This is a genomic window from Desulfotomaculum sp. OF05-3 (assembly GCF_003435535.1).
Taxonomy (GTDB): Bacteria; Bacillota; Clostridia; order Lachnospirales; family Lachnospiraceae; genus Pilosibacter; species Pilosibacter fragilis.
Map to the genome: position 1 here is coordinate 136,077 of NZ_QWGO01000001.1, position 24,103 is coordinate 160,179.

Consider the following 24,103-nt stretch of genomic DNA (forward strand, 5'->3'; position numbering starts at 1 on the left):
TCTTTCTACTCTATCCTCTCGATTTTTCTTCCCGATCCGCATTTTCTCCGGACTTTCCGATCATATAATACGTTGCGGCCACTGTCACGCCGTCCTCCGCTTCCTTATGGATCAGGATCCTGCACTCAGAAGCTCTCACGCCCAGCCTGCACACAGCCACTGCGGACCGCTCGCAGACATTTCCGGTTCCCGTGGTCTTCCGTACAAATTCCGACTCCGGGAAATCTCCCGGCTGTCCATTTAACTCCTCACTGGAAAATGTCAGAAACGGCACCTGAAGTTCCTTCGCGAATTCGATGAGTCCCTGCTCCTGCTTCTTGATGTCGATGCTCGCCACTGCAAAGACGCTTCGCAGATCGATCCCGTTCCGCTCCATCGCACTTTCCACCGCAGTCCGGATCTTCTCAACAGGTGTCCCGCGTTTACAGCCGATTCCAAGTGCCACACACCGTGGGATCAGGCGCAGGACGCGGTTCTCCGGAATCCCTTTCTTTTCTTTTCCGGACACCGTAATCCAGAGATTCCGCTTACAGATCCGATCCTCAAAAAGTCCCTCCGGAATCTTCTTCCACGCTGAAAATCCGAAATCTGAGAACACTCCCACCGGCTCACCCGCAAGGATATCAGCCGAAATCTCCTTCGCAAGTTTCCGGTCCGTGATCACAAATCCATGATCCTTTGCGAACACGTCCACCGCAAATTTCTTCTCCACATCCGTCGCCGTCGTCACCACCGGCACTGCTCCGATCCCGGAAGCCACCATTTCCGCCAGCCGGTTCGCTCCGCCCACATGTCCGGAGAGAAGCGGGATCACAAACTGTCCCGCCTCATCCACACAGACCACCGCAGGGTCCTGAAATTTATCCCGCACATATGGCGCAATGGAGCGCACCGCGATCCCACAGGCACCCACAAAAATAAGAGCATCGTCCCGCAGAAAAGCCTCCTTCGTCCACTCCGAAAGTCCGCCCTCCGGCACTGCCTGATAAGGCACTCCGGCATCCGTCGCCGCAAGCTGGAGCGCGTACCGCCCGGCGATCCACAGAAACTGATACAGAGTACCCCCCTCACAGGATCTGTCCTCGGTCTTTGCGCTCCTATCACGATGTTCCGGACAGGACGCATTCGCGAAAGCTTCAGAAGCTCCGGAAAGGGTGTCGTTGATCCGCTTCATCGTCTCAAATCCGGCTCTCGTAAAACAAATAAGCGATATATTCATAATTGATTCCCTTCCGAGATCTGATTTTTCCATATCGGTGAACTGCTGCATCTCTCTCCCCTAATTATAAAAGAAAACCGCCATTGTTTCAATGGCAGTTTTCCTCTGGATTCTCCTTATCCTGCGTTTTCGCGGACATTTCTCTCTTCTTTTTTGTCACAAGACCGCCGATCCTGCCGCTCTCTTTTGCGGTAAGGCATCGCCAGCCACCGGCGATTACCTTGTCCGCCAGCCCCAGCTCCTTCGCGATCTCGAATTTCATCCGGTCCTCCGGCTTTAAGTGCTCCGGATCCACCGGTTCTCTTTTTTTCTTCGACACAGGCTCACGCTCCTTCCATATGGAGAGTATACCCGCTGTCCAATACTTTCATACAGATCGGTTTCTCTTAAGATCCCATTATTTATTTTGCATATCCGTTCTCACCCTGAAACACGACGATCTTTTCTGCTTTATTTCCGTTCTCCTCGTTCCAGATCAGGATCTCGGTTCCTTCTGTAAGGTCTTCCTCGGAGACAATATTTCTTGTCAGATATGGAAGAAGTCTTGTTTCAGCGGTAATCATGTAATTGATCCCATTCTCGGCTGTGAGGATCCGCTCACCTTCTGTATTTGCAGCCATCAATTCCTTTACCTTCGTGTATCTCGGGAAATCATATCCCTCTGCCTGTACTAAGATCAGCAGACCATTTGTAATCGGCGGAAGGCTCAACGTCATTGCCTCGTCTACATAAGCGCTGATGGTATTTCCTTCTTTCAGATCACCGAGTTCCACCGGATAACCATTCTCTGCATCCAGAACCTTCGTATCCTCTGCGATCGTAATTACAACGTCCTCATCAAATCCATTATCCTGGCGATGCATCGTAAGCTGTCCATCTTCCACAGAAACGATCGTTCCCATCATCGGATCAGACTCACTCGCGGACTCCGTGTCTGCCGCTCCACTTTCCTGACCGGTACCGTCCGGAAGTTTTCCCGCCTCGTTTTCCGTAGTCGCAGATGTCTCCGTTCCTGCAGGAGTCTCAACGGCTGTCTTTTTTGTCTCCTCCTTTGTCTGTCCATCCGCCTTGCCGCATCCGGTGATCCCCATAGATGCGATCATCATGGCCGCACAGGCCAGCGCTGTCATTCTTTTCATATTTTTCGTCATAATAAAATTCCTCCTGTTCTCTTGTATCGGTCTTTGCCGGACTGCATTGTTTTACAGCGTTCTCCTTCAAATACCGATTTGCGGCCGTCCTGATTTTCCAAGGTTACTGTTCACAGTAACTTTTCAGGTTCTTCCGCCGTCTTTTGCTTTTGTACGGTTATCTTAACATACAAACCTTGAGATTACACTATGATTTCAATTACAAATCCCTTACGCATTTTTGTAGTGCGGGCATAATTTGCGGCATTTCTGCGGCAGGCTTCGCGGCCTCTGATGTGTCCTGATGCGTTCGTGTTTTTTGTACAGGGAATTCCGAGGAATTTCCTGTTACAAAAAAAGGACATCGCCCGTAAAGAACGATGTCCTCGAAAATTCTTATTTAAGCATCACCTTCGGATTACTCCTCTGTCTGCTCCTGTGCGTTGTCAGCCTCAAGAGCCTTCATGCTTAAGCTGATCTTTCTGTCTGCCTCGTTGAAATCAACGATCTTAGCAGTGATCTCCTGACCGATGGAAAGTACATCAGCCGGCTTAGCAACGTGCTCTCTGGAGATCTGGGATACGTGAAGCAGAGCGTCTACGCCCGGCTCAAGCTCAACGAATGCGCCGAAGTCAGTCATACGAGCTACCTTACCTGTAACTACGTTGCCTACTGCGTACTTCTCAGCAGCGTCAGCCCACGGATTTGTCTCCGGGAACTTCATGGAAAGGGCAATCTTCTCACCGTTGATGTCTTTGATGAGAGCTGTTACCTTATCGCCAACCTTGAAGACCTTCTTCGGGTTCTCGATTCTGCCCCAGGACATCTCGGAGATGTGGAGTAAACCGTCAGCGCCGCCAAGATCGATGAATGCACCAAAATCAGTTACGTTCTTAACAGTTCCTTCTACCTTATCACCTACATGGATCTTCTCGAAGAGAGCTTTCTGCATCTCAGCCTTCTTAGCAACGATAAGCTGCTTGCGGTCGCCGATGACTCTTCTTCTTCTCGGATTGAATTCTGTGATTACGAATTCGATCTCTTTATCAGCATATTTGGATAAATCTTTCTCATATACGTCGGATACAAGGCTTGCCGGGATAAAGATTCTAGCTTCATCCACGATCACGCTTAAACCGCCGTCCAGAACCTGGGAAACCTTAGCAGTAAGAACCTCGTGGTTCTCAAATGCTTCCTCAAGCTTCTTATTTCCTCTGTCTGCAGCCAGTCTCTTGTAGGAAAGAGCAACCTGACCTTCACCGTCGTTCACCTTTACGACTTTGGCTTCCATCTCGTCACCAACATGTACAAGATTTCTTAAGTCTACGTTGGACTCGTTTGTGTATTCACTGCGGGTAATGATGCCATCAGACTTGTAACCAATATTTAAAACGATTTCGTCTTCTTTTACGTCAATGACCTTACCGGTGACAACCTCTCCTGTACGTATTGTTTTTAATGATTCTTCTAACATTTGTTCAAAACTTAACTCTGACATTTAGTATGAACCTCCTCGATAATATTGTTTGGGGTTGACGCCCCGGCCGTAATACCTACACTGCGCACAGAACTAATACATTCAGGATTAAAGTCGCCCAGAGTCTGGATGTAATAGGTGTTTTTACATTCCTTCCGGCAGATATCGTATAGCTTCTGGGTATTCGAGCTGTGTTTCCCGCCGATAACCAGCATCACGTCCACCTGTGAGGCTATCCTCATCGCTTCCACTTGTCTTTCCTGTGTTGCATTGCAAATCGTATTTAAAACAGTTATATCATACCTCGTTTTAGAAATTTTTTCAACTATATCTTGAAATTTCTTGTAATTAAATGTCGTCTGGGATACAATACAAAGCTTCTCATTTTCCGGAAGCTGCAGCTTAAGAAAATCATCCATGTCCTCGATGACCACTGTCCGCTCATCTCCCCATCCCTTGATGCCCTGCACCTCCGGATGGTCCTCACTGCCTATGATCAGAACTTTTCTTCCTTCTGCTGACTGTTTTTCGACGATCCGGTGGATCTTTTTCACATAGGGACATGTGGCATCCACGATTTCCACATCGTTTTCCTTTAAGATCTCGTAGACATTTTTTCCGACACCGTGGGAGCGGATCACAACAACAGCGTTCCGGATCGTCTTCAATTCTTCTAAAGAGTCGATGACCTCCACACCCTTTTCCCTGAGATCGCCCACGACCTGCTCATTATGGATAATTGGACCGTAGGTGTAGATCCTTTTTTCCGTCCTGCCGATCTGATCATATACTTTTTCCACGGCACGCTTCACACCAAAGCAGAAGCCTGCTGTCTTTGCAACTGTTACTTCCATCTTACGCACCCTGCTTCTTATCGATCATCGCTGTGATCGTGTCCACGACCTCTTTTAACGTCATGTCGGAGCTGTCAAGGAGTACGGCGTCATCCGCCTGTTTCAACGGGGAATTTTCCCGATGCATATCCCGGTAATCCCGTTCGATGATGTCCTTCTCGATCTCATCGAGATCGCAGGCTGTTCCTTTCTCCTTAAGCTCATGATAGCGGCGTTTCGCCCGGACTGCGGAGCTTGCAGTCAGATATACCTTCACATCGGCATCCGGCAGGACACAGGTTCCGATGTCGCGTCCATCCATGATCACGTCCGCCTTCTTTGCCAGATCTTTCTGGAGTTCCACGAGCTTCTCACGGACCTTCTTGTAGACGGATGTGGCTGAAGCCATGTTTCCGACCTCTTCGGTGCGGATCAGCCCGGATACATTCTCGCCATTTAAGATCACCTGCTGCGCACCGTTCTCGTAACGGATCGTGATCTCCACCTTGTCAAGTACCGCGTTGATGGCGTTCTCGTCGGTCTTATCGATTCCCTGGCGCAGAAAATATAACGCCATTGCCCGGTACATTGCTCCGGTATCCACATAGATAAAATTCTTCAGAGCTGCCACAGACTTTGCCACGGTGCTCTTTCCGGCTCCTGCCGGTCCGTCTATTGCTACATTAAAAGACATGTTATTCTCCCCTTAGTTTATTCCAAGATTTTTTATTTATTCGTGATGGTTCCATATCTTTACAGCCATACGGGTTCAAAGCTGCTTCTCAGGTCCGGTGCTCTATACGCTTCTGCCTGCCAGCATTCCGGTCGACCAGGCGATCTGCAGGTTAAATCCGCCGGTCACACCGTCCAGATCCAGAACCTCGCCCGCAAAATAGAGGCCCTGCAGCTTCTTCGATTCCATAGTGGATGGATTCACTTCCTTCACATTCACTCCGCCCTGCGTCACGATTGCCTCATTGTACCCGCGGAGTCCTGTGAGCGTCACGGAAAACGCTTTTGTGAGATCCACCAGACGTTTTCTCTCCTCCGCAGTCACCTCATTGACCTGTTTTTCCGGATCGATGCCGCTCCTCTTTATCATCACCGGGATCAGCTTTGCCGGGAAGAGGTGATTTAAGGAGTTCTTAAACTGCTTATTTTTCGCCTCATCGAAATCCCGCAGGATTCTCGCATCCAGCTGCTCTTTTGAGAGTGCCGGTTTCAGGTCGATATCCATCCTGAGCGGCGTTTTTTTGATGATCTTCGCCGCATAGCTGCTGGCACTCAAAACGACAGGTCCACTGACGCCAAAATGCGTAAACAGCATCTCGCCGAACTCTTTCCAGAGCACTTTCTTTCCGTTCCAGACAGTCACCTCGATGTTTCTTAAGGAGAGTCCCTGAAGTTCTTTCACATCATCTTCTGCACACACGAACGGAACAAGCGCCGGTGACAAAGGTGTCACCGTGTGGCCCGCCTCTTTCGCAAAACGGTACCCGTCCCCCGTGGAACCTGTTGACGGATAGGAAAGTCCGCCTGTGGCGATCACCACTGCATCGGCATCCACACTCTTTCCAGATTTTTCCAGAATGATCCCTGCCGCCCTTTCGTCCCTGATCACGATATCCCTGACCGGTTCATTTAAGAAGATCTTTACGCCAAGAGATTTCATCTTCCGCTCCAACGCCCCCGTCACATCGGAAGCATGGTCCGATACCGGGAACATTCTTGCTCCCCGTTCTTCCTTCACCGGGCAGCCGTTTGCCTCCACAAGATCCACGATATCAAAGTTTGTGAATCCATAGATGGCACTGTAGAGGAACTTTCCGTTGGAGACCATATTTCTGAACAGGTCCTCCGTATCGCAGCCGTTCGTCAGATTGCAGCGTCCTTTTCCCGTGATATAGATCTTTTTTCCAAGCTTCTCATTTTTCTCATAAACGGAGACATCATGTCCGCACTCCGCGGCGCCGATGGCAGCAGCCATTCCCGCTGCCCCGCCGCCTATAATCACTACTTTGCTCATCTTTTTCTGTTCTTTTCCACTTCTTTTATCTTTTTTTCCATGGCATCCGCCACAGTTTCAAGGACCTTGATCCGCGCATACCACTTGGAATTTCCTTCCACAACGATCCAGGGGGCATCCTTTGTAGAGGTCTTTTCCAGCATTTCATTTACAGCAAGCACGTAAGCATCCCACTTTTCCCTGTTTCTCCAGTCCTCGTCCGTGATCTTCCACCGTTTTTCCGGGTTCTTCATCCGGTCATTGAACCGCCGCTCCTGCTCGTCCTTGTCGATCTGGAGCCAGAATTTTAAAACAAGAGCCCCGGAGTGCACAAAATGTGCTTCCATCTCGTTGATCTCCCGATATGCATGGTGCCAGTCCTCCTCGGAACAGAAGCCCTCGATCCGCTCCACCATGACTCTTCCGTACCAGGTGCGGTCAAAGATCGCGATGTGTCCTGCCTTCGGAACATGATTCCAGAAGCGCCAGAGATAGTGATGGGATTTTTCCACATCGTTCGGGGATGCTGTCGGGCAGACCTTATATCCGCGGGGATCAAGATGGCTCGTCAGACGTTTGATCGCTCCTCCCTTTCCGGCGGCATCCCAGCCCTCAAAGCCAAGGATCACCGGGATCCGCAGACGGTAGAGTTCTCCGTGGAGCACTTCCAGCCGTTTCTGGAGCTTGTCCAGTTTTTTCCGGTATTCCGCCTCCTCAAGGCGCTTTGTCAGGTCCGCTTTTGCAAGGATCCCTTTTTCATATCTGTCAGGCGGAACCGGTTTCTCAAAGATCTCCGCCTCTTTTCCCGCCCGTTTTTTCTCAAGCGCCTTTTCCAGAACATCTGCCACCGTCTTTATGACCACCAGAGCCGTCCCGCTCTTTTCCTTCGCGTCGATCATGTACCATGGCGCGTAAGGCATATCCGTTCTCCTGATCATCTCATCGCTGAGCTTCTTATATTTTCCGTAATGGGCATTTCTCGCAAGTTCCTTCTCTGTGACGCGCCATGCAGTATCCTTTGATTCCAGAAGTTTTTTAAACCGTTTTTCCTGTTCCTTCTCTGAAATATCCAGAAAAAATTTGATGAGAACGGTTCCGCCGTCCACCAGGCATCTCTCAAACGCGCAGATATCCTCAAACGCGGCATCTGCTTTCTTTTCATTCAGCTTTCCCTCGAACCGGTCCGCCTGAACCCTCCGGTACCAGCTTGTGTCATAGATCGTGATCCGCCCATCCGCCGGGGCATGGACCGCAAACCGCCAGAGGAAAGGACGGAGCGCTTCCTCCTCGGTATCCTTATCTCCGGTGTAAACGTCAAAGCCTCTCGGATCCAGCGCCTGCATGAGCCGCCCGATCTGCACGCCCTTTCCGGCACCGTCGTAACCGTCAAAGGTGATATAGACAGGAATCTTTTCCTCCTTGCATTCCCGCTGAAGGTTCCCGAGTCTCAGCATTTCTTCCTTCAGAGTTTCTTTTTGCTGTTTCTTCTCATCTCTCATGGACCGATCCCTCCATTCCATTTTATGGACTGTCAAACAGTCAGGTTCATCGTCAGCCTTTCCGGATCCCGGTGATCTGTGATCTACCGGTTCATTTTCGCGTGTTCCTTCGCAAGCTCCCCATATAATGTCAGCGCGTTCCAGCTCTGGTTCGTCGGCGTAAGGACTGCCTTGTAGTCGATCCGTCCGGCCCCCGTCTTTCTCAGCGCAAGGATCACTGTGTCCACCTGCTTCGAGGTGAGTCCCGCCATCACCATCATCTCTTTTTCAAAGTCATCTCCTGTATAGACCTCCCCACAGGGCACGAGTTCCTTCACCCCGGCAAGATATCCCACCGGTTCCAGATACTCTTCCTTTTTCACAGCCCGCAGCTTCATTCCAAGCGGGAACAGCGCCCTCTTGATCTTCGCAAGTCTCTCGCCTTCCGGCAGATGGTATAAAAGAATGATTGGTTTCATATATGATCTGACCTTTCCGTTTCTCGTCCCCGACGGATTGGGACCGCAGGGCATTATACTGTTCTCATTATAGCAATTCCCGTTTCTGTTTGCAACTTTTGGCTGTACCGGTAAAGCAAAAGCAGGGGCTGGTTCATTCCAGCTCCTGCTCATCAAAAATCGGGGCAACAGGATTTGAACCTGCGACCTCTCGGCCCCCAGCCGAGCGCGCTACCAAGCTACGCCATACCCCGGGAACAGAAATTATTATACCAGAAACCGGAAAAAAAGCAACCGGAAAATATCGTCAGAAACATACAGAAAAGGAAAAGGACCCGCAGATTCCGCAGGTCCTTTCAATTCTTTATAAAAAAGAATGGGCCTTGGCACATTCTCGCGCCTCGTGCGGTCACTTGCGACAATCTACATCTTCGCGCGAGTGCGCATCATTGGCACGTTAGTGCCTTTTGTGTAATAGGGAATTCCTCGGAATTTCCTATTACACAAAACCGATTCCATCCGGCACGTTCAGTGACCGTATGGAACTCACGCTTCTTCCTTCAGCACTCCATTCACCGCGCGGATCACAAACATTGTGGCCACCATAAGCGCAATGGCGATCGGCAGGGCAATCCATGCGGACTGTACGAAGCCCGCGATAATGTAGGAGACGAAGGACACAACCGCCGCCGTGACCGCATACGGAAGCTGGGTCGTCACATGGTTTACATGTTCACACTGGGCTCCGGCGGATGCCATGATCGTCGTGTCGGAGATTGGAGAACAGTGGTCACCGCAGACAGCTCCTGCCATGCAGGCAGAGATGGAGATGATCATAAGATCCGGGTTGCTGTTCTCAAATACAGCAACAACGATCGGGATCAGGATTCCGAAGGTACCCCAGGATGTTCCCGTCGCGAAAGCCAGAAAGCACCCCACAACGAAAATAATCGCCGGGAGGAAATTTAAGAGGGAACGGGCGCTGGACGCAACCACCGTCGCCACATAGACATCTGCGCCGAGGCTGTCCGTCATCGCCTTCAGTGTCCATGCGAAGGACAGGATCATAATCGCCGGGACCATGGACTTAAAACCTTCCGGAATGCAGGCCATGCACTCAGAGAATTTCAGGACCCGGCGTACCTGATAGAGACCGATGGTGATCAAAAGTCCGAAAAAGCTTCCCATCGTAAGTCCCAGGGACGCGTCACTCTGGGAGAAGGCTGTCACAAAATCCTCTCCTGAGAAAAATCCCCCCGTATAGAGCATGCCGACCATGCAGCAAATGATCAGGGATATGATCGGGATCAGAAGATCCAGAACGGTTCCCCTGACAGAGACCTCCGGCTGTTTCTCCGTGTCATACGGACGTCCCGGCGTGGTATAAAGGTCCCCCTTGAGCGCATTCTTCTCATGAAATTTCATAGAACCGAATTCTGTCCGTAAAAGTACCATTCCGATCATCATCACGATCGTCAGGATCGCGTAAAAGTTGTATGGGATCGCCCGCACGAAGATAGAAAATCCGTCCTCGCCCTCAACAAATCCGGTAACCGCGGCCGCCCAGGAAGAGATCGGTGCGATAATGCAGATCGGAGCTGCCGTCGCGTCAATCAGGTACGCGAGCTTTGCTCTTGAGACTTTAAATTTGTCTGTCACAGGGCGCATCACGCTTCCCACGGTCAGGCAGTTAAAATAATCGTCGATAAAGATCAGACAGCCCAGCAGGATCGTCGCAAGCTCCGCGCCCACGCGGCCCTTAATATGATCCGCCGCAAACTGGCCGAATGCTGCCGACCCGCCGGCCCGGTTCATCAGGCACACCATCGTGCCAAGGATCACAAGGAAGATCAGGATTCCCACATTGTAGCTGTCAGAGAGAACGTTGATCATTCCGTCCTCAAAAATATGGGTGATCGTTCCCTCAAAGCTGAAACCGGAATACAGGATTCCACCCATAAGAACACCGATGAACAGGGAACTGTACACCTCTTTTGTGATAAGTGCCAGCCCGATCGCCACGACCGGCGGAACGAGCGCCCAGAACGTCGCATAGACCGCCGGCACATACTCTTCTGTCTGCTCCGCGCCAAATACGGTTATCGCGAACATCAGGACCAGCACCACAGAAAGCACTGCTGTCCTTTTTATATTTTTCTTCATATCCGTCATAACGGACTCCTCCCTCCTGTCTCCGGAGAGTTCCACGCTCTCCGATTTTCCTGTTACATGAAGAAATCCCCTCTCATCAGTACAATTCTGGTGAAAGGGGATCACAACATACACAATCACGATTTTTTATTCATCCCAGTTGTGGTATACAGCCTGTACGTCATCATCCTCGTCAAGGAGATCAAGGATTCTCTGCATCTTCTTGATCGCTTCCTCGTCAGTAAGTTCTACCCAGTTCTGCGGGATCATAGTAATATCAGCCTCTACCATCGGGATTCCGGCTTTCTCGAGAGCCTCGCGGACTGCACTGAAGTTGTCCGGATCTGTGATAACCTCGTAGCTGTCCTCCTCCTCGGAGAAATCCTCAGCGCCTGCATCGAGTGCAGCCATCATGAGCTCGTCGGCATCCATATCACACTCTTCTTTGTCGATCACGATCTGGCCCTTGCGGTCGAACATGAAGGAAACGCTTCCCTGTGCGCCTACGTTTCCGCCGCCCTTTGTGAAGGCGCTTCTTACGTTTGCTGCGGTACGGTTCTTGTTGTCAGTCAGTGTGTCAACGATGATCGCAACACCGCTCGGACCGTATCCCTCGTATGTTAAGTTTTCGTAGTTTACGGAGTTTAAGTCACCGGCTGCTTTCTTGATACCGCGGTCGATGGTATCGTTCGGCATGTTGTTTGCTTTCGCTTTTGCAATCACATCACGCAGCTTGCTGTTGTTAGCCGGATCAGCGCCGCCCTCTTTAACTGCGACAGCAATCTCTCTTCCGATTACGGTAAAGATCTTACCCTTTGCTGCGTCATTTTTCTCTTTCTTATGTTTGATGTTGGAAAATTTATTATGTCCTGACATCGGTTCAGCTTCCTTTCTCTTCGCATCTCGCTCTTTTTTATCTCTCGTGCACCAGTCCCAAGGATCTTTTCGTGCGCATTATACATAGTCTAAAATATTCTAACATCATTTTTCTGATATGGCAAGCGCTTTTTCCGGATACCCCTGCTCCACTTTTCCTTGACACATTCCACTCTGAGTATTTATACTCATTTCATAGCGATCCAGTGCCTTCCGGCCTATGATCTTCCGGGGTCAGCCCGGCAGATTTTGTGGATGGATGCATCTGACCTGCATTTTTGCGCAAGTGCGCATCATTGGCACATTAGTGCCTGTTTGTATAATAGGGAATTCCTCGGATTTCCTGTTACAAAATACTAATTATGGAGGACATGACGATGAAGAAGATTGAGATCGACACATTCCTGAAGTTCCGTTTTTTGAGCAACCCACATTTCTCACCCGATGGAACGAAGATCGCCTTCACGGTATCCGTACCGGACCGGGAGACCAATGGCTATCTGTCTGACCTGTACCTGTATGATCTCGGGAAGAAGACTGTCTCCCGTGTCACCTGCAGCGGTGACGCGAAGACCTGGAGCTGGACCGCGGAGAATACCCTGATCTTTACCGCAGCCCGGACTGCCGCCTTAAAAAAAGAAAAGGAGAACGGAACTTCTTTCCTCTATGAGATCTCTCCGTCCGGCGGAGAGGCCCAGTGCATCACGTCCATTCCGGCTACTGTCACAGGGATCCGCCTTCTCCCGGATGGACGTTACCTTCTGACGATCCGTCATGATAATTACAGAGATACGAGAAAGAAATCTTACGAGGTCTTCGACGAGCTTCCGTTCTGGGGCAATGGTCAGGGATACACGAACGCGAAGAGGAACCGTTACGCCATCTATGATATGGGATCCGGTAAACTCACTTACGTGGCGGACGACTGGACCGACTGTTCCCAGTATTCTGTCCTTGGAAATCTCCTGCTCTACAAAGCATATCCGTGGAAACAGGGTGTCATGGGGATTCGTCCGGGCGTTTATCTTTATAACCTCTCCACCGGAGAGACAAAAACCTTGATCGCGCCGGATTCCATGCGCACCGGAGTTGTCTCCCTCTTAGACGAAAAGACTGCACTCATTGCGGCAACGGATGACTCCTATAAGGATACGACGAAATACTGTAACTTCTACCATATGGATCTCGTGGACGGATCCATGAAGCTGATCCATCCTTATGAATCTTCCATCGGCGGCTCCTCCGTGGGCTCCGATTCCAGATTCGGCGCAGGACAGACATTTAAGGCTGTGGGCGGGGAATTTTACTATATTTCCACCGTGGGAGATTTTTCCCATCTCTATAAGATCTCCCGGGGCGGCACCGTCTCCGGGCCGCTGACGGCAGGAAGCTCCTGCGACAGCTTCGATGTTGCGGGCGGACACATCGCCTCCATGGAATTCCACGGACTCCACATTGCGGAACTCTTTGTAGACGGCGAGCAGGTGACCCACCTGAATGACTGGCTCACCGACGAATATGACGTACAGACACCGGAGGCGTTCTCTTTCACCGCCAGCGACGGCTACGAGATCCACGGATGGGTCTTAAAACCGGCAGGTTTCGAGGAAGGAAAGTCCTATCCCGGCATCTTAACTATCCACGGCGGTCCGAGAACCGTTTATTCAGACGTCTACTATCATGAGATGCAGATGTGGGCAAACCGCGGATATTTCGTGTTCTTCTGCAATCCGAGAGGATCTGACGGACGGGGCACGGATTTTGGAAATATCAACGGAATCTACGGAACTGTGGACTATCAGAACCTGATGGATTTCACGGATGAAGTTCTGAGGCGGTACCCGATGATCGATCCGGAACATCTCGGTGTCGCAGGCGGCTCCTACGGCGGATTCATGACAAACTGGATCATCGGACACACAGACCGTTTCCATGCCGCCGCTTCCCAGCGTTCCATCTCTAACTGGGTATCCTTTGAGCACAACTCCGATATCGGACACACCTTCATCTTAAACAACCAGGGAACCAACACGAGGACCGATGTGGAGCTTCTCTGGAAGCAGTCTCCGCTCCAGTTTGCGCCGAACTGCAAGACACCGACACTCTTTATCCACTCTGATGAGGACTACCGCTGCTATATGGCGGAAGGACTCGCCATGTTCAGCGCCATCAAGCGGAACGGCTGCCCGTCGAAGCTTTGCCTGTTCCATGGAGAAAACCATGAGCTGTCCAGAGGCGGAAAGCCGGAGAACAGGATCGACCGGATGACGGAGATCATTAAGTGGATGGATGAATATTTAAAATAAAGGAAACGATCCTACCGTTCTTTTTTATATGTGCCACAAGATTTCAAATGGCTGCAGGGTCGTATTCCCTGCAGCCGCAGTTCTTATCATTATCGATTTACATAATTCAGCACCAATGCAAGAATCAGCATATGGACCGGATAAAACGCATAACAGCTATACTGGAAGACTTTCGTATGGCAGCCCTGCCGTCCACGATACAACCAGATCAGAAGCAGTGAAAGCAATGCAAGTCCCTGCTGGCAGAGTTCAAAGTCCATCCCAAAAAGCCGGATGGGGTACATCAGACCTCCCAGCAGCTCTACATTGACCCAATAGAGCGCCAGAAGCTGTCCGGCAAAACACCACCATTTTCTTCCCCGGAAAAAGTAAAAAATAAACAGTGTCAATACACCGGCACCATAGTAATCTGCCATTCCTACCGTCCCAAGTGCACTTCCAACCAACACGACCAGAACCGCCGTCGGCAGAAAGATCCACAGCTTCTGTTTTTTTCGAGTTTTTTCCATCAAATGGATTCCAGCGAGTCCTATCAACAACGTCCAGATCACATTCTGATGAAACGGATAAAACCAGGTTCCGCCATACATCAGATCAAAGGGTATCTCCGACAGCACCGCAAACAGCAGCAGCCGGAGAATGTACTTTTTAAAGCTGTGCGTGTGAAAATATCCTTCCACTGCCATAAATGCAAAGATGGGAAACGCGAGCCTTCCTACGCAGGTCAGCCAGTCCTGCGCCGGAAGAAGCGTAGCCCAGAGATGATCCATCAGCATAAATGTCATGGCGATGATATGAAGCATTGCCGCACTGATGTCAAAGGTTCCTGACTGAGATGAATGTACTTGATTTTTTACCATATTGTCACTCCTGTTGTTTTCTCTCAGTCCAATTATACTTCCTTTTACCGTCTCTGGTCAAATCCTTATCAGTGACAACGTTTCTTCTACCTGCCGGGCTCACGAGTCAAGACCATCGGCTTAGCCGGTGGCTTTATAATATTAGGTTGTTACAGTGCGTTGATTTCTTTTTCTAATTCGCTGACTGCGCTCATGACAGTCTCAAAGGTCGGCACATCACCATAGAGCATATCCTTCATTGCTTCGTAATCTGCGGCCAATGCTGCAAAGCGATACTCCGGGGGAACAAGCTTCAAGGTGCCGGGAATAGCTTCCTGATACTTTGCCCAGGCTCTCGGATAAAACTTCATCTTGAAGTCCACCACTGTCTTCAGCAATTCCACCCGGGCAAAGGCAGCTTCTTTCACAGGTGTCATGGACATACGGTACAGATCATAGTAGTGCCGGGAATAACGCTGCGGCATTTCCGAACTCTCGGGTCTGTTGGCTTCATGGTGCAGAATCGTTGCCTTCTCCCAGAAAGTCCGCTCCGGCGCAACAGTCAGAATGGCCGTGTCCTTTTGCACAAATACTTTTGGGTAATAGGTTGCGGCATAGGGCTCGATCTGAGCGATTTTTGCGGGCGTCCAAGCGGCCAGCGCACCGATCTCCAAACGAATAACCTGCAAGGTAGTGGGATTTGTAAACAGGTGCGGATAGGCAAAGATAACTGTCTGTTTGTCCTTTTCGTCTATGTAAATATTCGCCTCACAGCCAAGCTCCTGAGAAAGTTCTGCCTGAATGGTGGGACAAAACTGCTCCGCAAGAAAAACCTCTGCCCGAGCATTGGCTTCTTTGTTGAACGTATCCTGTTTGGTGTTGGAACGTTTTTCCCATGGCTCGTCCTTACCGTATCCCAGCACCCGCCAATCCAGAATCAGATCAATATCTTCGGAAAAGCGGCTGATCAGATTGAATGCCTTGGAAAGACTGGTGCCGCCTTTGAAGGTAATAGTCTCTTTCCACGGGCAGCGGTGGAACAGATAATCCAGCGTAAAGCATACCCAAAAATCTTTCTCTACGATGGCATCATTCAAACCCATCTTATCGGCTGTATTTCGGAACAGTTCGCGCCGGTCGCTTTCCGGCAATCGTGCTACATTCCTCATTGTGTGTCACCTCCACACATTTTTCGTATCGTATCATAAACCCAATCCGTGGATTCCGTTGCCTCTTTCAGACAGGCTTGCTTTTCAGCCTCGGACAGCTTTTCAGAAAGCGTCTGTATGATCTCCGGCGTCACGTTGGTCCTTCCCAGAGTTTTCAGCGCCTGGATCACCAAACTCGTCATGTAAGACAGACCCGTGATTTCCTTGTTGGTTCTATGCTTAAATTCCAGCTTGGTGGAATTCCACTCATAGGTCTTATACGGACCGTCGCTGATGTAGGACCAGACCGCCGTTACCTGTGTAGAGAGCCCCAGCAGGTTCAGGGCCGTATTTCCGCACGGGGCAATGGTCCAGTGGTAACACCGTGCCAATGCTTTGGCAACTGCATCCGGGTCGGCCGCTACATATTCATCAAGCAGTTTGCTGTACTTTGGCTTTTCGTAAATGCCTCTGATAATTCTGCGGATAATGCCAGATTGGTAAAGCCGCTTCAATCCTTGGCGAATTGTTGCGGTGTCCGCAATATCTGCAAAATCAGGAGCAACAAAAACTGCACCATCCTCAGCAGCAAGAATTCGCGCTCGTATTTTCTGCATATATCCATTGTCCACGACCGTGCTCTCCTTTCATGATGTCACGAATATTATATACTATTCGTGACATTGTTTCAATACAAACATCGGAATTTTCACTTTATTATTTTCAAAATCTTGAGGTTTATTCGGAGAGCGTGATATAGCATAGGGTGCATATTCCGCAGGTGATGGTTGCACATGATGGTAAAGTCTTTCGTTTTTTCAACTCTGAATACAGCCATTACAAGACCTCCTTTCCTTTGAAAATGGGTATGAAAAAAGGGCATCCACTGGTTAAAGTGAAACGCCCACGGCAAGACAATATTGACTTTTCTTAAAGCTGAGACAGGATTTCTCCAATATCTCCATTGATACAAATGGACTTCTTTCTGATTTCGTCAGGCGCATACGCCTCTCCATAATTGAGACAGGCATAAGTGGCATCTTTCCAGTCATGAGCCATGCGCCAGAAACTGTACTTCACTATGGTTGGGGTGTTGTAGCCGACACCCAGCTCCAGAAAGAGAATTTTCTGCTCGCTTCGAGTTCGGAGAAAATTTTCGTACTGCTCCGCTGCCTTGTGCCAGCCTTCGTCCTCCACAAAGGTATCATCGCAGCGGAGATTCATGGTCATGGGCTTGCCGCAGTGAGGGCAGACGGGTAAAAGTTCTGTCGGTACTTTCATATTCTGCTGCCGCTTGACCATTTCACGAATCGCGGCTTCGTTATCAAAGGTTTCCTGACAGCACGGCTCACTGCACTGGAACAGGCCGTAATCGCCCTGCGTGTAAAACAGCCGCTTTTTATCAAAGCCTGCTTTCTGAAAACAGTGATCCACGTTGGTCGTGATAACGAAATAATCCTTGTCAGACACCAGCTTCAAAAGGTCATCGTAGACCGGTTTGGGGGCATCCATATAGCGGTTGATGTAGATGTATCGGCTCCAATAACTCCAATGCTCCTCCGGCGTGGCAAAGGGATAAAAGCCGCCGGAATACATATCCTTGATGCCGTACTTTGCCGCAAAGTCGGAAAAGTATTTTTCAAACCGTTCGCCGGTGTAAACAAATCCGGCTGAGGTGGAAAGACCGGCTCCGGCACCGATCACCACGGCGTCACAGTCCTGCAATGCAGCTTTCAATCGCTCAATCTGCTCTGAGCAGCTTTTCGTATATGGCTTTGTCCAAATCCTTGAAAACATTGAAGATCACCTTCTTTACACCGGTATTTCTATTCATAAACTGTTTCACGGTTTCCACGGCGATTTGCGCCGCCTGCTCGTTGGGAAAATGAAACTCTCCTGTAGAAATACAGCAGAACGCCACACTTTCCAGACTACTTTCCGCCGCCAGCTCCAAGCAGGAGCGGTAGCAGGAGGCCAACATCTCCCGGTCACGCCGTGTCACACCCCCTTCAATGATCGGCCCAACCGTGTGCAGGACATATTTGCAGGGCAGATTGAATGCAGGGGTGATCTTTGCCTGTCCGGTGGGCTCGGGATAGCCCTGCTGCCCCATCAGCTCCGCACAGGCAAGCCGCAGCTCCACACCCGCATAGGTATGAATGGCGTTGTCGATGCAGCGGTGGTTCGGGATATAACAGCCGGTCATGCCGGAGTTTGCCGCATTGACGATGGCGTCACACCGAAGCGTTGTAATATCCCCCTGCCAGAAATACAGCCCCGGCTGAACAGGCGTCAGGTCGTCAAGATCGGTAATGCCCTTTGCGGCGGTTTCAGCTTGCAGATATTCGTCCTGAGTTTTCAGAACCTCCGCATCCATACGCCGGGGCGCACGAATATTCATCAGTCCCCGCAAAAGCTGGCGCTGGCTCTCCGGCTCTGTTGGAATCCTCATATCCCGATATTCTGGGCGTTCTTTCAAAAGTGCCTGAATGAGAAACTGTCTTTTTTCCCTATGGTTCATAGTCAAACCCTCTTTTCGATAACCTGTTTGGGGCAAATTTCCGCACATTGCCCGCAATGCAAGCAATGGTGTTGGTCGATAACTACCGGCTTCTTTGTGATGTCGATACACTTCTGGGGACAGACGGAATAGCACAGCTTGCAGCCGATGCAGCCTTCCCCCACATAGTAGCCCGGTGCTTCCTGTGCTTCTCTTCCAATGGTGAAGCTGTCCCGGACGATGTGTGCCGGGTCACTGATGTCAAAATACTCGCCATCCGCTTCATACAGGCAGAACACCTCTAATGCACTGCGGGTATTGCCGGGATCGTGTAATGCCCGATGGCTGTGATAGACTATCGGGCATTCTTCTATCTTCTTTCATCCGGACTATACCGTCGGTTACGGAATCTCACCGTATCATGCCTTTCGGCTTGCGGACTTTACCGCCGGTGGGGAGTTGCCCCCCCCGCCTCAAAGATTGCAATATTCTGTCTTATTTCCTTAGAACTCGTAGGGAGGGTTTCCGGAGAAGTCAGCGATAACGCCGTGGGCATTATCCAGATAGAACACCTCAAAGATGGGGTTGGCAGCCTCGCCGTACTGACCTTTCACGATGGGGTTCTGGATGCACATTTCCTTGGCAGCCATGTTGTTCTCAAACACAGCCTTGCCGTGCAGGCGGATCCATGCATACTCCGGGCTTGAAACGGAAATCTCGATCTCCGGGTTTGCCTGCATATCCTTGTAGACGTCCTTAGTGTTGTTGGTGCAGAACCACAGCTTGCCGTCCAGTTCGCCGGCGAACATAAACGGGCGGCACTTTGCCTTACCGTCACGACCAACGGTAGCCAGATACTGTACAGGGTTGGCATTCAGAAATTCTACGACTTTATTCATGATAAATACCTCCAAAAATTTGTTGTTTTCTCTTGATGTTTTGATTGTAATGCGATTTGTACGGCTTGTGAAGTACGCACAATATTGTGGTATGGTTACCTCCGGGTAACGATCAGAACTTGCCGTTCTGATTCTGCCAGGTGGACTGATCTGCGATGGTCTCCATCACGTCCCAATGCTCGGCGATCTTGCCATTCTCGTCAAAGCGGAAGATGTCAAAGGCGACCTGCTCACCGGCACCGGTGCCGTATGCCAGATTGTGCTGGATGTAGCCATCAGATAGCAGGCTGCGGGCGGTGTCTGTATCGCCGGTGGCAAAGGTGTTGATAAGCGCCAGCGCCTTTTCAGCCTGGCTCTGTTCCTGCCGGACAGGCGCCGTCTGCTGGGTGCTTTCAGCGGATGTTAGGGATGCGGCGTCCTTGGAGCTGCAGCCGGTGAGGGCCGTGCCGAGCATGGCAAGAGCCAGCGTGAGAGAAAGAAATTTTTTCATTTTGAGTAACCTCCTTGGTAATTGGGCTTGCTTTCGTTTGCCTCTGGCATTATAATAATACCGTAGCTCCAATTCGTGAAGTAAGCACATTATTGTGCTGTAGTTACCAAATAGAAACTAATATGTAGTTACCAAGAAGAAACGATTGCACCATTACTGGGTTTTCCGGCAATTTGGCACTTGAAAAATTTTATGGAGATTTTTTTAATGAACGAAACAAGCGCAAAAAAAGAACTCCCTGCATGTCCCGTGGAGACTACGCTGACCCTCATCGGGGATAAGTGGAAGGTGCTGATCCTGCGTGACCTGATGCCGGGAACAAAGCGGTTCGGCGAACTGAAAAAGTCCGTAGGCAATGTGTCTCAGAAGGTCTTGACCGCCCAGCTCCGGACAATGGAGGAAAGCGGACTTGTAAACCGCAAGGTCTACGCCGAAGTACCGCCGAGAGTGGAGTATTCTCTGACGGAACTCGGAAAAAGTCTGAAACCCATTCTGGATTCCATGCGGGCATGGGGCGAAGCATATAAGGCCAAACAGTAAAAAACCCGAAGCAGTACCTTTACCGTGCTGCTTCGGGTTTTCCTGACCGATGGAGATGTTCCGATGGACAACAATGCATCAGAACGTGCAATCCGCGGATTCTGTGTCGGTAAGAAGAACTGGCAGATGATCGATACCATCAATGGTGTGAGTATACTGGACAAGCAACACTTCACTTTGAACCAAACTTGTCCAATGTCTTAACTCACTTGGATTAGAATGATTGTCGCATGAATTAGCTGGAATGGAAAGACGGTGGGTTATTCAGCGCTTACAAAGGATCTGTCTCAGGACGAACCGGTTCCCGGGATATCCGATGATCCTTTCCGGTCTTTTTAGCGCAAGAAAACCAAACAGCCATCACAGCCATTTGGTTTTCTTAAAATTACTTCTTCTTTTTTACTTCTTAGATCCTTCTGTTCTCATGGATTCCCAGCACTACTGCACAGACTGCTGCGATCACAAGTCCGATCCAGAAGATGAATGCGTCTGCAGCACAGTGCTTTTCCGTGACGAACAGCAGGACACCTATCAGGATATATACTGCAAACAGTATGACTTCCACTACAATGTATAATTTCTTATTCGGTTTCGTGTTTTCCATGTCTGTTTTCCTCCTTAGGCTTCTTCTGACTCATCACGGAGCTTCTTCACACGTACTACGGTATAACCCAGGATTACAAGGAGCCATACAATGGGGATCCAGTGGAAACCACATTCACCAAACGGTATATGGCTGTCACTGTCCGTACCATTCTCAACGCTGTCGCTGTCTGCATGGATGCTCTCCTCTTCCTGTATGCCATCTGCATCACTTCCGTCTGCATCGCTGCCATCTGCATCACCTGTCAGGCTGCTTTCATCCGCAGCATCGTTCAGGCTGTCATCCTCTGCCGGATCCTTCTGCCCGGCATTACTGTTGCCGGTACTGTTTCCTTTATTTCCTTTATGGGCATTATTTCCGGAATCATTGCCGGCTGTATTACCTGCATCTGGTGTATTACCTGTGTTACCTGTACTTCCGGAATTGTTATTCCCATTGGTATTGGAGTTATCACCACCGTTATTGCCGCCGTTGTCTCCGGAGTTATTTCCGGAGTTATTTCCGGAGTTATTTCCGGAGTTATTTCCGGAGTTATTTCCAGAGTTGCCTCCGCCGTTGTTACCGCCGTTTCCTCCATTGCCATTGTTGGAGCCGCCGCCATTTCCGCCGGGTCTGTTACCGTTACTGCCGGAGCTGCCGCCGTTTCCATTATTTCCGCTGTTAGAGTCTCCGCCGTTTCCGCCGTTTCCTCCATTGCCGTTGTTGGAGTTACCGCCATTTCCGCCGTTTCCTCCGGTGCCGTTGTTGGAGCCACCGCCATTTCCGCCGTTTCCTCCGGTGCCGTTATTGGAATCTCCACCATTGCCACCGTTGCCTCCGGTGCCGCTGTTGGAGTCTCCACCGTTTCCGCCGGATCCTCCATTGCCGCTGTTGGAATCTCCGCCATTTCCACCGTTGCCTCCGGTGTTGTTACCACCGTTTCCTCCGGTTTCGCCTGAGCTTCCTCCATTACCGCCGGATCCGCCGTTACCCTTGTCAGAGTCGCCGCCATTTCCGCCGTTGCCGCCACTGCTGGTGCCGCCGTTGTTATTATTTTCCCCTGTGGAGCCGCTGCCGCCGTCTCCTCCGTTTCCACCGTTGCCGTTGTTGGAAGTTCCGCCGTCACCGCCATTTCCACCCGATGTTGTACCACCGTTATTATCGGTCTTTCCGGGCTGTGTGGTCTCGGTTCCCGTACCGCCGTTACCGCCGTTGCCACCAGGATTCGTGTTATCTCCTGTTGCGTTTCCGCCGCTTCCTGCATCACCGCCTTTGACGGTTCCACTAGGATTGATGGTGATGGTCTTATCGCCTGCGCTGATTCCGGTTCCACCGTTTCCTCCATTACCCGGAGTACCGGCTGCGGAATCTCCGCCTTTACCACCGTTGCCGCCGGTTACCGTTCCATTGACCGTCGGAGTGATCTTGCCGTTACCGTCGATACCGGCTCCGCCGTTTCCTCCATCTTTGCCTTCGGTGCCATCTGCACCGTTACCCCCGATCACATTTGCATTGCTTCCGATGATAAGTCCGGCATCTGCTGTATCACCACTGGCTCCGATACCGGCTGCTCCATCTGGATGTTTAGCAGAACCGTCTCCACCTTTGATCGTACCGTTTACGATTTCAAGATTCGTTCCCGGATGTTCGTTGCTGTTAACATCCTTGACAAATTCCAGTCCCGGTTTTGCCTCATTATTATCATCTGCCTTGTCACCTGTGATGGTCTTATCATTTAAGTCGATCTTGACCTCACCCCATGTGTCAGGGATCTCAACTGTGTGGTCGATGTCTTTCTTCACGATGACCTTGTAGTTGCCGTCAGCATCCACTACAACATCTACATTATTATTAGATGCTTTCTCATCCTTATCGGTTTTTCCATTTGTCGTTGTCTGGTCACCGTCATCCGCAAACTGCTTTGCGATATCTTTTGCATCCACGAGGGCTGTTTTGCCGTTTACAGAACCATATTTCTTATGACTGATCTGATATGGTGTTGCTTTCTTCAGGCCTGTGATGGTTGCTTTTCCATCCCCATCCGTAAATATGGTTGATTCATTACCTGTCGGAATGCTCATGTGCGGTAAAGTAATAAAAAGATTTAGGTAGCCGCCTTAACTATTCCTAAATAAGATAATATGCACAGTATTTTCTCGTAAATAGAAAATAAATTATTGCATTTTACCAATTATTATGTTAAAATGACAATGTAACAAAGAGCTATGTATTTTTAAGGAAAGGGAGGAACTTATGAATTTAAGAAAATCTATTTTAGCACTTTCAGTAGTAGCTGGAATTGTAGCTGCTCCAATGACTGTATTTGCCGCTCATACTCATAGTTAGGGTTCTCCCCAGTACTATGGATATGAAGATGAAATGCCTGGTATATATGATGACTGGGATAAATGTGCGACACGTCATGTATATAATTACAAACAATGTTTAATTTGTGGAGAAGTAAGCATTTATGAAGTTGAGACGATTGAAATGTCTCACAAATGGGTGAATGGTGCATGTGTATATTGCAACAAAGGTTACGCGAAAGAGATAAATTAACATAGTATCATTACCGGCAAGTTTATGATCAAAAAATAGAAAGCATTGAGAATATTTCAAAATTTCTTGAAAGTACTCTCAGTGCTTTCTTTGATAATATGAAAGGAGAAATAAATGCAAAAAAAACAACTTTCTGTATTAGTACTAATTATTTTATGCTTTTTATTAGGATGTAACAGAGAAACACCAAAAGATGAATCTCAACAAAATTATGAAGATGAATCTAATATTTCTAAAACAAATGGAGAAGAACTTGTAAATATAAACAGTGAATTGTTAGGTTCGACTCCTTTTGATATCCAAATCGATAAAACAGCATTGCAGACTAGAAAAGAAACAGAAACAGAAGTTACAATAAAGACAAATTTAACAGACTGGGGTTATACTGTTTCTTCTGAAAAAGGGAAAATATCTGATATAAATAAAAATTCATTCATATATATAGCACCTAAAGATGAGAGGGATGATACTATAAAAATACAATTATCGGACTATGAAAATGGCATATCATATGAATATACAATTCCACTTATTTTTGCGGGAAACAATGAACATTCTTTAGATAAATTCAAGGAAAATCTTTCAAGATTACCTAATAGTTAGTAAAGAGTC

At 49.4% G+C, this 24,103-nt stretch carries 24 protein-coding genes, 1 tRNA gene, 1 pseudogene and 1 riboswitch; of the genes and pseudogenes, 4 read left to right on the top strand and 22 right to left on the bottom strand.

All coding sequences use genetic code 11. From position 1 onward, the window contains the following. Window positions 1-10 precede the first annotated feature (10 nt). From DXA87_RS00570 to DXA87_RS00625, 12 genes are all read right to left on the bottom strand, one after another. A complete protein-coding gene (locus DXA87_RS00570) occupies window positions 11-1,252 on the bottom strand; it encodes a cobalt-precorrin 5A hydrolase (protein ID WP_199537890.1) in 1,242 nt (413 codons plus the stop codon). A 55-nt stretch (window positions 1,253-1,307) separates the two neighbouring features. Continuing rightward, entirely contained in the window at window positions 1,308-1,538 is a 231-nt protein-coding gene (locus tag DXA87_RS00575) for a small, acid-soluble spore protein, alpha/beta type (RefSeq protein ID WP_021905969.1), read from the bottom strand. Between the two features lie 82 nt (window positions 1,539-1,620). Next, entirely contained in the window at window positions 1,621-2,370 is a 750-nt protein-coding gene (locus tag DXA87_RS00580; RefSeq protein WP_117502974.1) for a hypothetical protein, read from the bottom strand. A gap of 397 nt (window positions 2,371-2,767) precedes the next feature. Beyond that, on the bottom strand, window positions 2,768-3,847 hold the full coding sequence (rpsA, locus tag DXA87_RS00585) for a 30S ribosomal protein S1 (protein ID WP_117502975.1): 1,080 nt from the start codon (window positions 3,845-3,847) through the stop codon (window positions 2,768-2,770). Next, window positions 3,835-4,680 (bottom strand): 4-hydroxy-3-methylbut-2-enyl diphosphate reductase, encoded by an 846-nt coding sequence (gene ispH / locus DXA87_RS00590; RefSeq protein ID WP_117469880.1) that lies wholly within the window; start codon window positions 4,678-4,680, stop codon window positions 3,835-3,837. The genes rpsA and ispH overlap by 13 nt, the downstream gene beginning before the upstream one ends. A 1-nt stretch (window position 4,681) precedes the next feature. Then, the gene (gene cmk / locus DXA87_RS00595) at window positions 4,682-5,353 is read right to left on the bottom strand and encodes a (d)CMP kinase (protein ID WP_117469881.1); all 672 of its coding nucleotides are present in this window, start codon (window positions 5,351-5,353) and stop codon (window positions 4,682-4,684) included. Window positions 5,354-5,455: 102 nt separating this feature from the next. Next, window positions 5,456-6,685, bottom strand: a complete 1,230-nt coding sequence (locus DXA87_RS00600) for an NAD(P)/FAD-dependent oxidoreductase (protein WP_117502976.1) — start codon at window positions 6,683-6,685, stop codon at window positions 5,456-5,458. Continuing rightward, complete coding sequence (gene pap, locus DXA87_RS00605) at window positions 6,682-8,163, bottom strand: polyphosphate:AMP phosphotransferase (RefSeq protein WP_117502977.1); 1,482 nt, start codon at window positions 8,161-8,163, stop codon at window positions 6,682-6,684. Before pap ends, DXA87_RS00600 begins: the two co-directional genes overlap by 4 nt. Window positions 8,164-8,246: 83 nt before the next feature. Further along, window positions 8,247-8,621, bottom strand: a complete 375-nt coding sequence (locus DXA87_RS00610; protein WP_117503071.1) for a DUF3783 domain-containing protein — start codon at window positions 8,619-8,621, stop codon at window positions 8,247-8,249. A gap of 159 nt (window positions 8,622-8,780) precedes the next feature. Beyond that, window positions 8,781-8,854, bottom strand: a tRNA-Pro gene (locus tag DXA87_RS00615). A 292-nt stretch (window positions 8,855-9,146) separates the two neighbouring features. Next, entirely contained in the window at window positions 9,147-10,763 is a 1,617-nt protein-coding gene (locus DXA87_RS00620) for a Na+/H+ antiporter NhaC family protein (protein WP_117484342.1), read from the bottom strand. 135 nt (window positions 10,764-10,898) lie between these two features. After that, complete coding sequence (locus DXA87_RS00625; RefSeq protein WP_015554900.1) at window positions 10,899-11,627, bottom strand: YebC/PmpR family DNA-binding transcriptional regulator; 729 nt, start codon at window positions 11,625-11,627, stop codon at window positions 10,899-10,901. A gap of 377 nt (window positions 11,628-12,004) precedes the next feature. Here DXA87_RS00625 and DXA87_RS18285 point away from each other — a divergent pair, with 377 nt between their 5' ends. Continuing rightward, entirely contained in the window at window positions 12,005-13,933 is a 1,929-nt protein-coding gene (locus DXA87_RS18285) for a S9 family peptidase (protein ID WP_242997994.1), read from the top strand. 89 nt (window positions 13,934-14,022) lie between these two features. Here the strand turns inward: DXA87_RS18285 and DXA87_RS00635 are convergent, their stop codons facing one another. From DXA87_RS00635 to DXA87_RS18290, 8 genes are all read right to left on the bottom strand, one after another. Further along, window positions 14,023-14,793 (bottom strand): TraX family protein, encoded by a 771-nt coding sequence (locus DXA87_RS00635; protein WP_117502978.1) that lies wholly within the window; start codon window positions 14,791-14,793, stop codon window positions 14,023-14,025. A 149-nt stretch (window positions 14,794-14,942) separates the two neighbouring features. Further along, on the bottom strand, window positions 14,943-15,941 hold the full coding sequence (locus DXA87_RS00640) for a nucleotidyl transferase AbiEii/AbiGii toxin family protein (RefSeq protein WP_117502979.1): 999 nt from the start codon (window positions 15,939-15,941) through the stop codon (window positions 14,943-14,945). Beyond that, a complete protein-coding gene (locus tag DXA87_RS00645) occupies window positions 15,938-16,552 on the bottom strand; it encodes a DUF6088 family protein (protein WP_117502980.1) in 615 nt (204 codons plus the stop codon). The genes DXA87_RS00640 and DXA87_RS00645 overlap by 4 nt, the downstream gene beginning before the upstream one ends. A gap of 298 nt (window positions 16,553-16,850) precedes the next feature. Continuing rightward, window positions 16,851-17,717 (bottom strand): Sir2 family NAD-dependent protein deacetylase, encoded by an 867-nt coding sequence (locus tag DXA87_RS00650; RefSeq protein WP_117502981.1) that lies wholly within the window; start codon window positions 17,715-17,717, stop codon window positions 16,851-16,853. Beyond that, window positions 17,662-18,441: a protein-ADP-ribose hydrolase gene (locus tag DXA87_RS00655; protein ID WP_117502982.1), complete on the bottom strand. Its 780-nt coding sequence runs from the start codon at window positions 18,439-18,441 to the stop codon at window positions 17,662-17,664. The genes DXA87_RS00650 and DXA87_RS00655 overlap by 56 nt, the downstream gene beginning before the upstream one ends. Before the next feature lie 2 nt (window positions 18,442-18,443). After that, window positions 18,444-18,719: a 4Fe-4S binding protein gene (locus tag DXA87_RS00660; RefSeq protein WP_242997995.1), complete on the bottom strand. Its 276-nt coding sequence runs from the start codon at window positions 18,717-18,719 to the stop codon at window positions 18,444-18,446. A gap of 69 nt (window positions 18,720-18,788) precedes the next feature. Then, window positions 18,789-18,905: riboswitch (FMN riboswitch) on the bottom strand. Window positions 18,906-18,923: 18 nt separating this feature from the next. Beyond that, window positions 18,924-19,319, bottom strand: coding sequence for a pyridoxamine 5'-phosphate oxidase family protein (locus tag DXA87_RS00665; RefSeq protein WP_117502984.1), 396 nt, complete (start codon window positions 19,317-19,319; stop codon window positions 18,924-18,926). 112 nt (window positions 19,320-19,431) lie between these two features. After that, window positions 19,432-19,809 (bottom strand): hypothetical protein, encoded by a 378-nt coding sequence (locus tag DXA87_RS18290; protein ID WP_242990525.1) that lies wholly within the window; start codon window positions 19,807-19,809, stop codon window positions 19,432-19,434. A 207-nt stretch (window positions 19,810-20,016) separates the two neighbouring features. Between DXA87_RS18290 and DXA87_RS00675 the strand changes: the two genes are divergently transcribed. Beyond that, window positions 20,017-20,349 carry a helix-turn-helix domain-containing protein gene (locus DXA87_RS00675; RefSeq protein ID WP_117469890.1) on the top strand — a complete coding sequence of 111 codons (333 nt, stop codon included), beginning with the start codon at window positions 20,017-20,019 and terminating at the stop codon, window positions 20,347-20,349. 30 nt (window positions 20,350-20,379) lie between these two features. Then, window positions 20,380-20,487 (top strand): annotated as a pseudogene (locus DXA87_RS00680) (transposase); the annotation flags it as partial. 268 nt (window positions 20,488-20,755) lie between these two features. On the opposite strand, the gene DXA87_RS00685 reads toward DXA87_RS00680, so the two are convergent. Beyond that, window positions 20,756-20,953, bottom strand: a complete 198-nt coding sequence (locus DXA87_RS00685) for a hypothetical protein (protein WP_117485702.1) — start codon at window positions 20,951-20,953, stop codon at window positions 20,756-20,758. A gap of 14 nt (window positions 20,954-20,967) precedes the next feature. Beyond that, the gene (locus DXA87_RS17850; RefSeq protein WP_158552984.1) at window positions 20,968-23,013 is read right to left on the bottom strand and encodes a hypothetical protein; all 2,046 of its coding nucleotides are present in this window, start codon (window positions 23,011-23,013) and stop codon (window positions 20,968-20,970) included. A 592-nt stretch (window positions 23,014-23,605) separates the two neighbouring features. Here DXA87_RS17850 and DXA87_RS00700 point away from each other — a divergent pair. Continuing rightward, the gene (locus tag DXA87_RS00700) at window positions 23,606-24,094 is read left to right on the top strand and encodes a hypothetical protein (RefSeq protein WP_002569239.1); all 489 of its coding nucleotides are present in this window, start codon (window positions 23,606-23,608) and stop codon (window positions 24,092-24,094) included. Window positions 24,095-24,103: the final 9 nt, after the last annotated feature.